Annotated in this window: 11 protein-coding genes; 5 read left to right on the forward strand and 6 right to left on the reverse strand. The window is 46.4% G+C overall.

The window, feature by feature from the left end; translation table 11 throughout:
- Positions 1 to 62: 62 nt before the first annotated feature.
- The 3 genes from BMW79_RS34110 to BMW79_RS34410 all read right to left on the reverse strand — a co-directional run bounded on the left by BMW79_RS34110 (position 63) and on the right by BMW79_RS34410 (position 4,825).
- Positions 63 to 1,295 carry a TolC family protein gene (locus BMW79_RS34110; RefSeq protein ID WP_218150386.1) on the reverse strand — a complete coding sequence of 411 codons (1,233 nt, stop codon included), beginning with the start codon at positions 1,293 to 1,295 and terminating at the stop codon, positions 63 to 65.
- Complete coding sequence (locus BMW79_RS19535) at positions 1,292 to 4,423, reverse strand: efflux RND transporter permease subunit (RefSeq protein ID WP_218150387.1); 3,132 nt, start codon at positions 4,421 to 4,423, stop codon at positions 1,292 to 1,294. Before BMW79_RS19535 ends, BMW79_RS34110 begins: the two co-directional genes overlap by 4 nt.
- A 96-nt stretch (positions 4,424 to 4,519) precedes the next feature.
- Positions 4,520 to 4,825, reverse strand: a complete 306-nt coding sequence (locus BMW79_RS34410) for a DUF6660 family protein (RefSeq protein ID WP_407641635.1) — start codon at positions 4,823 to 4,825, stop codon at positions 4,520 to 4,522.
- A 103-nt stretch (positions 4,826 to 4,928) separates the two neighbouring features.
- Between BMW79_RS34410 and BMW79_RS19540 the strand changes: the two genes are divergently transcribed.
- The 4 genes from BMW79_RS19540 to BMW79_RS19555 all read left to right on the forward strand — a co-directional run bounded on the left by BMW79_RS19540 (position 4,929) and on the right by BMW79_RS19555 (position 8,632).
- Complete coding sequence (locus BMW79_RS19540) at positions 4,929 to 5,624, forward strand: LytR/AlgR family response regulator transcription factor (protein WP_089897324.1); 696 nt, start codon at positions 4,929 to 4,931, stop codon at positions 5,622 to 5,624.
- Between the two features lie 127 nt (positions 5,625 to 5,751).
- Entirely contained in the window at positions 5,752 to 5,949 is a 198-nt protein-coding gene (locus BMW79_RS19545) for a hypothetical protein (protein ID WP_089897325.1), read from the forward strand.
- A 137-nt stretch (positions 5,950 to 6,086) separates the two neighbouring features.
- On the forward strand, positions 6,087 to 8,285 hold the full coding sequence (locus BMW79_RS19550; RefSeq protein WP_089897326.1) for an ATP-binding protein: 2,199 nt from the start codon (positions 6,087 to 6,089) through the stop codon (positions 8,283 to 8,285).
- 158 nt (positions 8,286 to 8,443) lie between these two features.
- Entirely contained in the window at positions 8,444 to 8,632 is a 189-nt protein-coding gene (locus BMW79_RS19555; RefSeq protein WP_089897327.1) for a hypothetical protein, read from the forward strand.
- 199 nt (positions 8,633 to 8,831) lie between these two features.
- Here BMW79_RS19555 and BMW79_RS19560 read toward each other — a convergent pair whose 3' ends face one another.
- Complete coding sequence (locus BMW79_RS19560) at positions 8,832 to 10,088, reverse strand: tetratricopeptide repeat protein (RefSeq protein ID WP_089897328.1); 1,257 nt, start codon at positions 10,086 to 10,088, stop codon at positions 8,832 to 8,834.
- 156 nt (positions 10,089 to 10,244) lie between these two features.
- Entirely contained in the window at positions 10,245 to 12,845 is a 2,601-nt protein-coding gene (gyrA, locus tag BMW79_RS19565) for a DNA gyrase subunit A (protein ID WP_089897329.1), read from the reverse strand.
- Between the two features lie 423 nt (positions 12,846 to 13,268).
- Between gyrA and BMW79_RS19570 the strand changes: the two genes are divergently transcribed.
- On the forward strand, positions 13,269 to 14,591 hold the full coding sequence (locus BMW79_RS19570) for a saccharopine dehydrogenase C-terminal domain-containing protein (protein WP_089897330.1): 1,323 nt from the start codon (positions 13,269 to 13,271) through the stop codon (positions 14,589 to 14,591).
- An 85-nt stretch (positions 14,592 to 14,676) separates the two neighbouring features.
- Here the strand turns inward: BMW79_RS19570 and BMW79_RS19575 are convergent, their stop codons facing one another.
- Positions 14,677 to 15,357, reverse strand: coding sequence for an SIR2 family NAD-dependent protein deacylase (locus tag BMW79_RS19575; RefSeq protein ID WP_089897331.1), 681 nt, complete (start codon positions 15,355 to 15,357; stop codon positions 14,677 to 14,679).

Genomic DNA, 15,357 nt, shown 5'->3' on the forward strand with positions numbered 1-15,357 from the left:
AGATCTGTTTTTATTGGACTGCCCGGCTGCGTTGTTGCCTGCCAGACGCACTTACTTATTATTTACTGTTTCCCCACCAGGAATGCCATATACAGCTCTGCCTGTTTTACATCACTCCTGGCCTGCAGATATCCCTGCCGGGCCGTAAGGCCGTGCTCCAGGTTAAGCAAATATTCAGCGTAACCGATATCACCGCTGCTATATGATTTCTCCGATTGTTTCAGCAACAGTTCTGTATTGGGTAATGAGGTATGTTCATAGAACTCCAGGCTGTTGCGGTTTTTGATGAATTGTTGTACCGCCTGTTCATACTGCGACTGCAGCTGGATTTTGTTATTATCGAATTGCAGACTGGCCGCCTGTTGCTGTTTTTCTTCCGCCCTTACTTTTGCTTTGAGAGGTCCCAGCCATAAGGGGAGCGCCAATCCAACCTGGAAACCCTGGAAACGGTTACTGCCTGTGGCTAGTGGGCTACCGCTGGCATTCAGTGGTGTACCAATGAGCGACTGGTTAAAGTAACCCACCATGATATCTGGCAGAATGGCTGCTTTCAGCACTTTCTTTTGCTTTTCGGCAATAGTGATCTGCTGTTTGAGGTACTGCAGCTGAGGATTTGCAGCAATTGCGGCAGAATCGTTGAGCAGCGACAGGTTTGCTTCCGGTATAGCCGTTTCCGTAATCGTAACCGGCGTATTGCTGCCCAGTAAGGCTTGCAGGCGGGCGGTATAGATTTTAAGATCGGCTTCATTTTGCCGTAGTGCGTTACGTACTTCATTCAGTCGCCCTTCGGCTGCTGTTTTTTCCAGCATTTTGCTTTCTCCTGTGCGATAGCGCAGGTCTGCACTACGCAAAAATCCCGTGAAGATAGTATCCTGGCGCAGGATCAGTTCTCTGACTTCCCGTAGATACAACAATTCGATGTACACCTGTTTTACCTGGTATACCAGTTCATTCCGGGTAGCAGCTTTCTGCCATACTGCTTTATCTACCTGCGCGTTGTTTAACTCCCTGCGGGCGCCAAACAACGACGGAAACGGAATTGTTTGTGTAATCGTATAGTGGTTATCGTTAGAAACATAACTGTTATATTGTCCGTATTGCAGACTGATGTCTGTTTTCGGAATCTCGCCGCTGGTGGCCACCATTTTCTGGTAGTACCCCACCGATGCATCAGCGGATTTAAGTCCTTTATTTTGCTGCAACGCCAGTTGCACGGCTGTTTCCATTGTTAAGGCCTGCGATTGCGCCATGGCTATTGCAGGAAACAGTAAGCCTATTAATATCCGGATCTTCATGATTTTTGTTTTGAAAAACCTTTTTCAAAATAGATGTATAAACAAGGCAATACCAGGAGCGTAAGTAAAGTAGACGTAATCAACCCTCCTATGACCACGGTCGCCAGCGGCCGTTGTACTTCTGCTCCGGCACTGGTGGCCAGCGCCATCGGTAAAAATCCGAGCGATGCCACAAAGGCGGTCATGAGTACAGGTCGTAATCGTGTAGCCGTTCCATTTAGTACCACGCTGTTCAGATCCTGGAGGCCTGATTGTTTTAAACGGTTAAATTCTCCTATCAGTACAATACCATTCAACACGGCCACACCAAACAGCGCGATAAATCCTACCCCAGCGGAAATACTGAAAGGCAGTCCCCGCAGCAAGAGTGCAAAAACGCCTCCTATGGCCGACATGGGAATAGCTGTAAAGATGAGCAATGATTGTTTTACCGAGTGAAACGTAAAATAAAGCAATCCAAAAATCAGTAGCAGAGCTACTGGTACGGCGATGGATAAACGCTGATTGGCTTCTTTCAGATTTTCAAATTGTCCGCCGTAGCGTATGAAATAACCAGCAGGCAGTTTCACTTCTTTGCCAATAGCTGCTTCTATTTCTTCCACAACGCTGGTGATATCGCGGCCACGTACATTGAAACCAACGATGGTACGACGTTTGGCGTCTTCTCTTTGTACCTGGTTGGGTCCTGTGGTCATTTTTACTTCCGCGATTTCCTGTAGTGGTACCTGGTTCCCTGAGGGAGTGGTGATATAGAGGTTCTGCACATCTGCCAGTTGCTGGCGGCTTTGTTGATCCAATCGCAACACCAGGTCGAAGCGCTTCTCTCCTTCGTATACCAGCCCGGCGCTTTGGCCGGCGAATGCAGTATTGATGGTCTGGTTAATAGTGGCGATGTCCAGTCCGTAACGGGCAATCTTGTCCCGGTCGGCTGTTACAACAATCTGCGGCAGTCCGCCTGTTTGTTCCACATACAGGTCTTTCGCACCTGGAGTGCGGTTTACGATGCGGCCAATTTTCTCTGCCAGTCCGGCGAGCGTAGCCAGGTCTTCTCCGAAGATCTTAATTCCCACATCCTGTCTCACACCGGAGATAAGTTCATTGAAACGCAGCTGTATAGGCTGCGAAAAGCCGAAACTTACGCCGGGTATTGCTTCCAGGGCTTCCTGCATTTTGTTGGCCAGTTCTTCCCGGTTACGGGCGCTGGTCCATTCTTTCTTTGGTTTCAGCAGGATGGTCAGGTCGCAGGCTTCCATCGGCATGGGGTCGGTGGGTATTTCAGCCGCACCGATCTTGCCGATCACTTCTTTTACTTCCGGAAACTGTTTCATGAGTATCCCGGAAGCCAGGCTCACCTTATCGATCGTTTCCGACAAAGAGCTACCGGTGAGTAACCTTGTTTCTACGGCAAAGTCTCCCTCTTCCAGGGTAGGAATAAATTCTCCCCCCATCTTGCTAAATAAAAACAACGCTATTACAAAAAGCAGTATAGCCGCTCCTGTTACCATTGCCTTTGCTCTCAGCGCCCCCCTGATAACGGGGTCGTATATACGCTGAAAGAAGCGCATCAGCCGGTCTGCGATCGTTACCTTATGATCCAGGTTCTTGCTCAGCATCAGGGCCGACATCATTGGAACGTATGTGAGCGACAGGATAAAGGCACCCAATATGGCAAAGGACACTGTTTGCGCCATGGGGCGGAACATTTTGCCCTCGATACCGGTAAGCGCCAGTATAGGCAGGTATACAATGAGAATAATGATTTCACCAAAAGCCGCAGTGCTGCGTATCTTACTGGCGGCGTCAAATACTTCGGTGTCCATTTCAGCCTGTGATAAACGTAAGAGCTTCCCGGTGGTATTTCTGCCGGCCAGGTGATGCAGGGTGGCCTCCACAATGATCACTGCACCGTCTACAATCAATCCGAAGTCGATGGCACCAAGACTCATTAAGTTACCCGACACTCCAAACAGGTACATCCCTGAGATGGCAAACAGCATCGATAAAGGAATCACAGAAGCTACAATCAGTCCTGCGCGCAGGTTACCGAGGAATAAGACCAATACAAATATGACGATGAGCGCACCTTCAATCAGGTTTTTCTGCACAGTGCCTACGGCCCGGCCTACAAATTCACTACGATCAAGGAAGGGTTCTATCACCACGCCTGGAGGTAATGTTTGCTGAATTTCAGCGATCCTCTTTTTTACGGCTTTAACCACCTCATTGGAATTCTTTCCTTTCAGCATCATCACGATGCCACCTACCGCTTCTCCTTTATCGTTGCGGGTCAGCGCACCATAACGCACCGCATCGCCCAGTTGAACCGTAGCGATGTCACGGATCAGCACCGGTAAGCCGTTGGGGGTATTTTTCACTACTATCTTTTCTATATCGGACAGACTGCCAATGAGGCCTTCGCTCCGTATAAAATAAGCATTGGGCTTTTTGTCGATATAGGCGCCACCGGTATTCTGGTTGTTTTTCTCCATGGCGTTGAAAACATCCGCGATGCTAAGCTGATAGCTGCGGAGTTTATCAGGATTCAGGGTTACCTGGTATTGTTTCAGCATGCCCCCAAAGCTGTTGACCTCCGCCACACCGGGGGTACCGAGCAACTGCCTCCTTACATACCAATCCTGTACGGTACGTAGCTCCCGGGCATCAAACTTATCTTCATAGCCTTTCTGGGGGTGCAATACATACTGGTAAACCTCTCCGAGGCCGCTCGAAATAGGCGACATCTCAGGAGAGCCAATACCCGGAGGAATAACGGTACGGGCTTCGCCCAGCTTTTCATTGACTTGCTGCCGGGCCCAGTAAATATCTACATTATCATGAAATACAATAGTCACCACCGACAGGCCAAACCGGGAAATAGAGCGTATCTCCGCCATTTCCGGTATCACTGCCATGGTTTGTTCTATAGGAAATGTAATGAGTCTTTCCACTTCCTGTGCCGCCAGGGACGGCGATTGTGTAATTACCTGCACCTGGTTGTTTGTGATATCCGGTACGGCATCTACCGGTAAACGTAGTAAAGAATAGATCCCCATTGCCGCCAGGGCAAGCGTAAATATCCCTATCATTAATTTGTTCCTCACAGAGAAACGAATGATCTTGTCCAGCATGATTGATTCAATAAGTAATAAAATGACGTACCATAGCCATATCTGCGCCGGTAAAAGGCTCAGATATGCTCATAGCAAAAACATCTGTAAAACGTATTAAACCAGCTGTGGGGGCTGCCAGATATTATCTGACAGTAAAGGAAGAGGATTTACGGGCAACAACGGATAATCAAGTATAATCCGTTGAGTGTAGAAGTAAACCGATACTACCGCGCCAGGAGTTACCTGGACATTGCAGCAACTGCAAACGCAAAGCGGAGAGCAGAAATCGGGCTGTGTTTCATGGTCATGGGGGGTGGAAAGCTGTACAGACGCAGTGTTGCTTACTGTGGCGTAATCATTGCAGGGTATGCAGGATAACAGCACAATATAGCAGCTGAGTATGTATAATAACCACTTCATCGCTACAAATGTAAAAATTAAACTGAAAACGCCGCCGGAAAAAACTGCATCGCAGTTGCGGCTGAGTTGATTTTATATTATGATTTGTACTTAAATTAGCCAAATGAATTGCCTGATAGTAGACGATAATAAACTGGCCAGAACCGCTATGAAACAGCTGGCCAGTCATGTTGAACACCTGCAAGTAGTAGGTGAATGCAATAGCGCGATGGAAGCTTATAATCTTTTACAGAAAGAAAAAGTAGATCTGCTGTTGCTGGATATAGAAATGCCTGGTATGAGCGGGCTGGAACTAACCCGCAACCTGGGAAAAAAGCGTCCGGTGATCATTTTTACTACCGTTAAAAAGGAATATGCGGTGGAAGCCTTTGAACTGAATGTAGCGGATTACCTGATCAAGCCTGTACAGCCCGCCCGTTTTATACAGGCGATAGAAAAAGCCCGGGAAATCATCGACAGCAACCAGGGTGAATTACAGGTGTCTGACACCGAGTTTGTTTTTATAAGGGATAACGGGGTGCTGAAACGGATCCGGACAGAAGACATCCTTTTCCTGGAAGCTATGGGCGACTATGTAAAATTAAACACGCCACAAAAGTTTCATGCCATCCATACTACATTGAAGGCCCTGGAAGAAAAGCTGCCGGCTGGCAGATTTATGCGCGTACACCGTTCCTATATTGTTGCGCTCGACAAAATAGAGTCCATCGAAGACGGTACCATTATCATTCACAAAAACGCCATTCCGGTGGCAGATGCTTACCGCTCTGCACTAAATAATAAATTGAATCTCCTTTAATTCAACGACACTTTCCCCTTTTTGACCGATAGCTGCTGCCTGTTGGGCCATTAGTGTCCAACTGTCCTTTTATGTGGGTGTATCTTTAGGTCGTCAAACAATTGATCACTAACTAAAATATACAGCCATGAAAAAGTTTGGTATTATCGTCGCAGCAGCAGCTATGTTATTTATGAGTGCATCATCTTTTGCACAAACACCTGCGCCTAAAAAAGAAGCATCCAAAACAGAAGCCCCAGCTAAGGCTCCTGCACATAAAGCACATTCGAAGCATCATCATGCAGCAAAACCTGCTGCTGCTCCGGCTGCACCAAAAGCAAAATAATTTAAGTCTTTCCTTTAGATGATTAGCCTCAGCGAATTATTTACGCTGAGGCTAATTATCTGATAGAAGGAATAATAAAATTGCTACTTTTATTGAACCGGCTTTCCTATATCAGCGTTTATATGTACTAAACTGTCATGCAGCCTAAAAGAATAAAATATTACCTCCTTGGCCTGTTCATTACCGGAATGATATTATTTGTTGTGCTGCAGTTCAACTCCTCCAATAACATCCACAAACTGATCAAAGGCAACGAGCAGTTACTCCAGGAACTGAATGTAAAGAATGAACTCCAGAAGTTACAAACCAATATGGCTAAAACCGACAGCAAAGTGCGCGGGGCAGTCATATCACAGGATACCCTCCATATTACCGGCATTGAAGCGGAAATAGCTATTATCAAGGCTGATCTCAAGGAGATCAATAAAATCATCAAAAACGACAGTACAGAGAAACTCCTCACCCAGCTCAATTACCTGGTAGATGAGAAGAATACCTTTAACCTGATGGTGCTGGATACCTTCTACAGTCAGGGTAAATGGGCAGCTGAACGGATGATCAATAACCAGAAAGGCAAACGGCTGGGCGAAGCCATCAATAGCATTTTACGGCAACTGGATACCACACGGCAATCGGAGGTAAACCGTACCACCCACCTGATCGATAGCAGCGGACAAAAGGCGCAGAGCTGGGGAACCATCCTGGTGTTCTTTGCCTGTTTGACCAGTCTGCTGGCTTTCCTGTATATCACCAGCCGTATTCACCGGCAGGAGCAACTCATAGACGCCCTGGATGAATCACAGCAACAGGAAAAAAAACTGGCCGCAGTAAAGGAACAGTTCCTGGCCAATATGAGTCATGAAATACGTACCCCCATGAATGCCGTGCTGGGATTCACTCACCTGCTGAAAGTGCAACCCCTGAACGATAAATCAAAAGAATATGTGGGCGCCATCGAAAGCGCGGGTCATAGTTTACTGGAAATCATAAACGATATACTGGATATCTCTAAAATAGAATCCGGTATGATGCGCATAGAAGCCACCTCTTTCAGCCTGCGAAGTGTATTGCACGGTGTGAATACCATGTTCAAACCCAAGGCAGAAGAAAAGCAATTGCAGTTATCCGTTACCATTGAAGAGGAGGTACCGGATATTTTATATGGAGATGTGATGCGACTGACCCAGGTGCTGGTAAACCTGACCAGTAATGCGGTTAAATTTACCAGTGAAGGCGAAGTACGGATCCACGTGGCTAAAATATGGGCAGAAGATAATGCCGTTCGTATATTATTCACCGTTAGTGATACCGGCATCGGCATTGATGCGGATAAACTGGGAAGTATCTTTGATCGCTTTAACCAGGCGGAAGCCTCCACCACGCGAAAATACGGTGGTACCGGTCTTGGACTCACCATTGTTAAACAGCTGATAGAACTACAAAATGGCTTCATCTCAGTAGAAAGCAAAGCCGGCGAGGGCGCCACTTTTAAAGTAGAACTGCCGTACACATTGGGAGAGTCTTTACTGGAAGAAGGAAATTCCTATTTCACAGAGAGCGATCAGCTTCCCCTTCACCCGGATGTACGACTGCTGGTAGCAGAAGATAATAAAATGAATCAGAACCTGCTGCGTCATCTGCTGAGCAGCTGGCAGCTACAGTATAAGATTGTCAACAATGGCAAAGAGGTATTGCAGGCGCTGGACCGTCAACATTTCGACCTGGTGCTGATGGATATACAAATGCCGGAAATGGACGGTTATAGTGCCGTACAGGCTATCCGGAATGAGTTGCATTCCACGATCCCTGTAATTGCCATGACCGCACATGCGATGACTGGTGAGCGGGAGAAATGTTTGCAGATGGGCATGAATGAATATATCTCTAAACCCATTATTGAAGAAGACCTGTATAAAATGATCCAGGTGTATATTGGCAAGCTGCCCCCACGGGAGTTGCCCTCTGTATACCACCTGCCGCATGAAAACGGTACGCTGCACCTGATCAATATGAATTACCTGCATGATCTTTCCAAGGGCAATGCCCATTTCGAAAAAACGATGCTGGAGCAATTCATTGCACAGTTACCGGAAGAATTATCGCTCCTTAAACAGGCAGTGGTAGCAGAAGACATTCCTGCCATCCGGGCGACGGCGCATAACCTGAAAACAACGGTATCTTTTATTGGTTTACAGCAGCATCTCTATCCTATCCTGGAACCACTGGAAAAGCTACAGGAAAACAACTATCACTCCAACGTGGTGGCCGGACAGTTCAATACGCTGAAACAGCTGTGTATACAGGCGGTACAAGAGGCCATCCATATTTTATTATAATCCGTTTATATAGATTACCGTACATTTTTCCCTGTTCAACGACACTAATTCCCTGTTCACCGAAACATCCTGCCAACGCCTCTCCCACTGATGTATTTTTACTACAGAAATAACAACAAACACATTCTTCATCTAATCATTTTAAAAAGACAATTATCATGAAAAAAAGCCTGATCGCCGCTGTAGTAGTAATGAGCATTTCTGCTGCCTCTTTCGCACAAGCACCAGCTGCTAAACCTGCAAAGAAAGCTGCTAAAACTGAAGCTAAAGCTGAAGCAAAACCTGCTGCTGATACTACTAAGAAAGCTGCTAAACACGAGCACGCTGCTCCTAAGAAAAAAGCATAATTCAACACATACAGCGTTTGAGTTAATAGTCCCGTCAGCCTCCCAGTTGACGGGATTTTTTGTGCCTGTACGGAAATAGCAGTCATCCGGTTCCGGGGAATAATGACCGTCATAAATTGCACCTTCGATTCGCATTGTAAGGCATAAAAAAAGAGTCCACTTTGCAGCGGACTCTTTTCAATTATATAGAACGGTATGCTTATTTCTGCAGGCCGTCAAGTTTCTTTTTCACTTCTTCTACTTTTGCAGTGTTATTTTTGATCGCATAGATCTTCTGCAGAGCATAGAGGCAGCTTTCGTAGGTTTGCTTATCACTTGCATCGAGGCTGCTTGCTTTAGCAGTGAAGCCAGCATCTGCTTTCTCGAAGAAAGGTAATGCCTGACCCATCAGACCTTCTACTTTACCCTGTAATTCTTTGGCTTTAGGAGAAGTCTGTTGTTTGCTATCCAGACCGTTGAGTTCTTTATTGAAAACAACAGCGCGGTTAAAGTACAGCGCACCCAGCTGGAAGTTAGCAGTAGCATCAGCAGGATTCATTTCGATGGCTTTCTTGTAAGCTGCTTCTGCTTTACCGATCAGCTCTTCGTAGTTAGCTGGTTTAGGAGCATCAGCGCCTTTGTCATCGCGGGGATTAGCGAGGTTGTCTACACGGATAGCGTAGTCCAGTACCGCAGCTTCGTCGGATGGATTGTCAGCGATTTTCTTTTCCAGCATGGAAAGTAATTCGTTGGTTTTACCGGTTTTGCTGTAGAACGCCATTTCCATATCGTTAAAGCGTTTGTCTTTAGGGAACAAAGCTTTAGCCTGTTCGATCGTTTTCAGCCAGTTAGCCTGATCACCTTTCTCTTCGTACAACTGACCCAGGATCACATAGAGTGCTGGTTCGCCTTTGAACTGCAGGTCTGCTGCTTTTTTCAGGTAGGTGAAAGCATCGTCTTTTTTGCCGGCCTGGTTAGCAGCATAGCCTACGTAGAAAGTGAGGGCAGTATCTGTAGGGATAGAGCCACCCAGGTTTTTACTGTTATAGAAGTCAGCTACTGCGAAAGCTTCTTTGAAGTTGATGAGAGATGAATCCCATTTCTGTTCGTTCAGATTTGCGTAACCAGCGTTGGCGATAGTAGCGTATACGTTGAATAAAGGCTGGTTCATTTCCAGAACGGCCTCTTTCATCTTTGGATCTATTTCCAAAGCTTTCTTGAATGCGCTGAAAGCTTCTTCAGATAGGGCCGGATTCTTTTGTTTAGTGCCCATAGCTTCCAGAATCTTACCATTTACCAGCCAGGTTTTAGCGTCGTTTTTGGTTTTATCGTTCTGTAATGCTGCGTCAATGTCCGCTTTGGCTTTTTCCAGATCTTGCTTCTTCAGGTTCTCATCCGCACTGCTAACTTTTGCCCGTTGTGCCATAACCGATACACCGGCCGTGCAAAAGAGAAGAGATACCAATAATTTTTTCATGCTTTTGTTTTTTTTAGTTGCTGATTACAATAAGAGTATGGTGCTCTAATAAATAGTAATACAACCAGTAGCATAGTTACCACTAAAAGCTGGCTGCATTTTTTATCAGGAACGGGTAACAGCCCGGGTTAAGGAGCTGTTACCTGTCTAAAGTATTTATTCTTCTGTAGTGTCAGTGGCTTCACCGTCGGTTTCTTCCGGTGCATTTTCACCTGCTTCAGGTGTTTCTTCGCTTGCTACAGGGGACGCTTCGCTACCTTCTGCGTCGTCTTCTGCATGAATGACTTCTTCTTCCTGTTCATCCAGTCGTGCTACGGCGGCAATTTCGTCGTTGTCGTCCAGGCGGATCAGGCGTACACCCTGGGTGGCACGTCCTGCTTCGCGGATATCTGCTACTGCCATGCGGATGGTGATACCGGATTTGCAGGTAATCATCAGATCGTGTTTCTCGGTGACATCGAGAATGGCGATGAGGTTACCGGTTTTTTCAGTGATGTTGATGGTTTTCACACCTTTACCACCACGGTTGGTAATACGGTATTCCTCAATATTGGTACGTTTACCGAAGCCTTTCTCAGAAACCACCAGGATGGTTTTCTGATCGTCTTCCTTATTAACACAAACCATACCAACCACTTCATCCTTGTCGCTGTCTACCTCAATTCCTCTTACACCGATGGCACCTCGACCGGTGTCACGTACGGTTACTTCAGGGAATCTGATAGCGCGGCCGCTCTGGATGGCCATCATGATCTGGCTGTCGCCGGTGGTCAGTTTAGCTTCCAGCAGTTCATCGCCTTCATTGATGGTAATGGCGTTCACACCATTCTGACGTGGGCGGGAGAATTCTTCCACCATGGTCTTCTTGATGATACCTTTCTTGGTACAGAGCACAATATAGTGACTGTTGATAAAATCTTTATCACTCAGGTCCTTGATATCGATAATGGCGCGGATCTTATCATCTGCGGGCAGTTGGATCATGTTCTGGATCGCACGTCCTTTACCGCTCTTTTCTCCGTCCGGAATTTCGTAAACTTTCAGCCAGTAACAACGGCCTTTTTCCGTGAAGAACAACATGGTATGGTGCGTGGAAGCCACGAACAGGTGCTCGATATAATCCTCGTCGCGGGTTTTGCCGCCGATGGCGCCGCGTCCGCCGCGTTTCTGCTGGCGGTAATCGTAAGCAGAGGTACGTTTGATATAACCGAGATGAGAAATGGTGATCACCACATCTTCTTCTGCGATAATATCTTCGATTCTCATTTCGCTGGCGAGGTACTGGATTTCGGTTTTACGTTCGTCACCGAATTTCTTTTTCACTTCTTCCAGTTCTTCACGGATGATCTTCATCCTTAAAGTTTCGTCATCAAGTACATCTTTCAGGTAAGCGATGAGCTTCATGATCTCGTCGTATTCTGCGCGGATTTTATCGCGTTCCATACCTGTTAAACGCTGTAAACGCAGTTCCAGGATGGCTTTCGACTGTAATTCAGACAAACCGAATTCACTCATCAGGCCTTCTTTCGCCACTTCCGGTGTAGCTGCTGCACGGATCAATGCAATCACCTGGTCGAGATGATCGAGTGCAATCAGGTAACCAGCGAGGATGTGGGCTTTTTCTTCTGCTTTACGCAGATCGAAGCGGGTTCTTCTCACCACTACTTCGTGACGGAAATCGATGAACTCTCCGATCATATCTTTCAGGTTCAGGATACGCGGACGGCCTTTTACCAGGGCCACGTTATTGATACCATAGGATGTCTGGAGTTCAGAATATTTAAATAACTGGTTGATGATCACATTAGAGATCGCTTCTCTTTTCAGATCAATTACCAGACGCATACCTTCACGGTCACTTTCGTCCCGTACATCGGAGATGCCTTCAATAATTTTATCATTTACCAGCTGAGCAATTTTCTGGTGTAATACTGCTTTGTTGATCTGGTAAGGCAGTTCGTAAATCACCAGTTTCTCACGACCGTTCTTGGCTGTTTCGGAGGTGATTTTACCTCTTACCACTACTCTGCCTCGTCCGGTTTCAAAACCTTGTTTTACGCCTTCAAAACCATAAATCACACCTCCTGTCGGGAAGTCCGGCGCCTTGATGTGTTTCACCAGGTCTTCAATAGAGATATCCTTGTTTTCGATATAGGCGATAGCACCATCCACCACTTCACTGAGGTTGTGGGGCATAATGTTGGTAGCCATACCTACGGCGATACCGGAAGCACCATTAACGAGCAGATTGGGAATACGGGTAGGCAGTACCGTAGGTTCTTCGAGGGTATCATCGAAGTTGTTGGTAAAGTCTACTGTTTCCTTTTCGATGTCTTCCAGCATGGCTTCTGCGATCTTCTGCAGTCTGATCTCGGTATAACGCATCGCTGCAGGCATGTCGCCATCTACCGAACCAAAGTTACCCTGACCATCCACCATGGGATAGCGCATGCTCCAGGGCTGCGCCAGACGTACGATGGTGTCATAAATGGAGGCATCACCGTGCGGGTGATATTTACCCATTACCTCACCCACAATACGCGCTGATTTCTTGTAGGCTTTGTTACTGTGATTACCCAGTTCATTCATTCCGAATAAAACACGGCGGTGCACAGGTTTCAAACCATCTCTCACATCGGGCAAGGCGCGGCCTACGATCACGGACATAGAGTAATCTATGTAGGCCGTTTTCATTTGCTCCTCGATATTTATCTGGACAATTCTCCCTTCCTGATGATTTTCCGTATGCTCTGTCATTTTGTGTGTTGATTTACAGTTTTTTCTGCTGAAAACAGATAAGGGCAAATATAGCCATTTCAGCCCTATTTCCGGCCTAAAAATCAAAGAATGTGAATAAAAAACGCCATAGGGATTAACGCTTATATTGCAATATCGATATATGATTGATTTAAACAATGAATGACAACCATTTATATGGCTTTTGTGTTATAGAGAAATAACCCTGATTTGAAGATATCCGCAATATGTTAACACTTTTTAATATATTAGAATATAAATATTGGCAAAGTATTTGTTTCTAATAGACTGATAATCAATAGGTCGAATCGACGGAAAACATATATATAATAAGAATAAATCCGAATTGCTTTAAAAATTCGAACATTAGTATAAAAAGTGCTGTTATTCCCCTGATTCTTAATCATATTTCTAAAGAAGACTATGAAGAACATACTGTTGTTTGGCGCCGGTAAATCGGCCACCAGTCTGATCGACTATCTGTTGGCAAATGCACCGAGACAAAAATGGCATATCACCGTCGCGGATCATGACCTTTCGCTCATCAAGTCCAAAACAGGAAAATCATATTATGCTACCCCCACTGCACTGGATATCAAAGACAGCGCAGCCAGACAAACCCTGATCCGGGAAACCGACCTCGTGATCTCTCTTCTCCCGGCTTCCCTTCATATCCTGGTGGCTAAAGACTGCCTGGAAGCAAAGAAAAACCTGCTGACAGCCTCCTACATCGATGAAGAAGTAAGAGCCTTGCAGGCAGATATCGAAAAAGCCGGTCTGCTCTTTATGTATGAAATGGGACTGGATCCCGGTATAGATCACATGTCGGCCATGAAACTGATTCATTCTATTGAAAAGAAAGGCGGACAGATTTTCTCTTTTAAGTCTTACTGCGGCGGACTCATCTCTCCCGACAGCAATGATAATCCCTGGCAGTATAAAGTATCCTGGAATGCCCGTAACATCGTAATGGCGGGAGCTTCAGGCGCTACCTACAAGGAGAAAGGCAAAGTGAAGGAGCTTACCCATGAACAGCTGTTTGATCATACCAAAACCATACAGGTGCCTGGTCTTGGCAAACTCGCCTTTTACCCCAACCGCGATTCGCTGGCCTACATGACCGCTTATAAACTGGAAGAACTGGCCACCTTTATGCGGGCTACACTCCGCTTTCCCGATTTCTGCGAAGGCTGGAATGCCCTGATTAAACTGGGCCTCACTGATGACGGGCACAAAATTGCAACCGATCATCTCACCTATAGCAACTGGGCTACCCGCCTCATTCAGGACGGCACAGGCACGCCGGAGGAGAACATGGCGCAGTTCCTGGGGGTGAGCAGCAAATCGAAAGTGATCCGCCAGCTAAAATTCCTGGGGTTATTACAGACAGAAGTCATAAATTTAGGGGAGCAAACGAATGCGGGCATCCTTCAATTCCTGGTAGAACACAAACTCAAAATGGAAGCTACCGATAAAGACATGATTGTAATGATGCACGAAATTGAGTTCGAACGCCGGAATATGGCAACCAGGATGCACAGTTATATGATCGTGCAGGGTGAAGATAACATTCATACCGCCATGGCGAAAACAGTGGGCCTGCCGCTGGGCATCATGGCTAAAATGATACTCCAGGATAAGGTAACCCTGACAGGATTGCAAATACCGGTGATGCCGGAAATATATAACCCCGTTCTGAAAGAATTAGAAGAGTACGATATCAGATTTGAAGAAAGCTTTGAATAAAGCCAAAGTCATTTTTTCCTATGATGGACTCTGATCGGGCACAAGGACTTGTGATACCTCCCCTGAGTGGGGAGGTTTTTTATTTTCATAATAAGATGTTCAAAAGCTCCTGTACACCTTCAGTGGCGGGCTTTTCAATGATGTGCAGATTGTCTGCTGCCCCTACTTCCGGAATTTTACGATCGATAATAAATATGGGCACATCCGGCCTTACATATTGCAACAGGCTTGCTGCGGGATATACCTGTAAAGACGTGCCGATCACCACAAACACATCTGCCTCCCAAACCTCCCGCGCGGCGGATTCAATCATAGGCACCGCTTCGCCAAACCAAACAATGTGCGGACGCAGCTGTCCGCCGTCTTCTGCGAGGTCTCCCATCTTTATGTCACCGATGATATCGTAGATCTTTTCTTCATCATTTACACTGCGCATTTTGAAAATTTCACCATGCAGATGCAATACCCGGGAAGATCCTCCCCTTTCATGGAGGTCATCGATGTTCTGGGTAATAATGCGCACATCATATTTTTCCTCCAGCTTTGCCAGACCAAAGTGCGCGGCGTTAGGTAACGCCGCTTTCACATCCTGTCTGCGGCCATTGTAAAAATCCTGTACCAGCGAAGGATTCTTCTGCCAGCCTTGTGGCGACGCCACTTCGTATACATCGTAGCCTTCCCAGAGACCATCTGTATCTCTGAAAGTCCGGAGACCACTTTCTGCGCTGATGCCTGCTCCGGTCAGCACCACCAATCTTGGTTTCAT

The organism is Chitinophaga arvensicola (genome assembly GCF_900110835.1).
In the GTDB taxonomy this organism is placed as follows: Bacteria; Bacteroidota; Bacteroidia; order Chitinophagales; family Chitinophagaceae; genus Chitinophaga; species Chitinophaga arvensicola.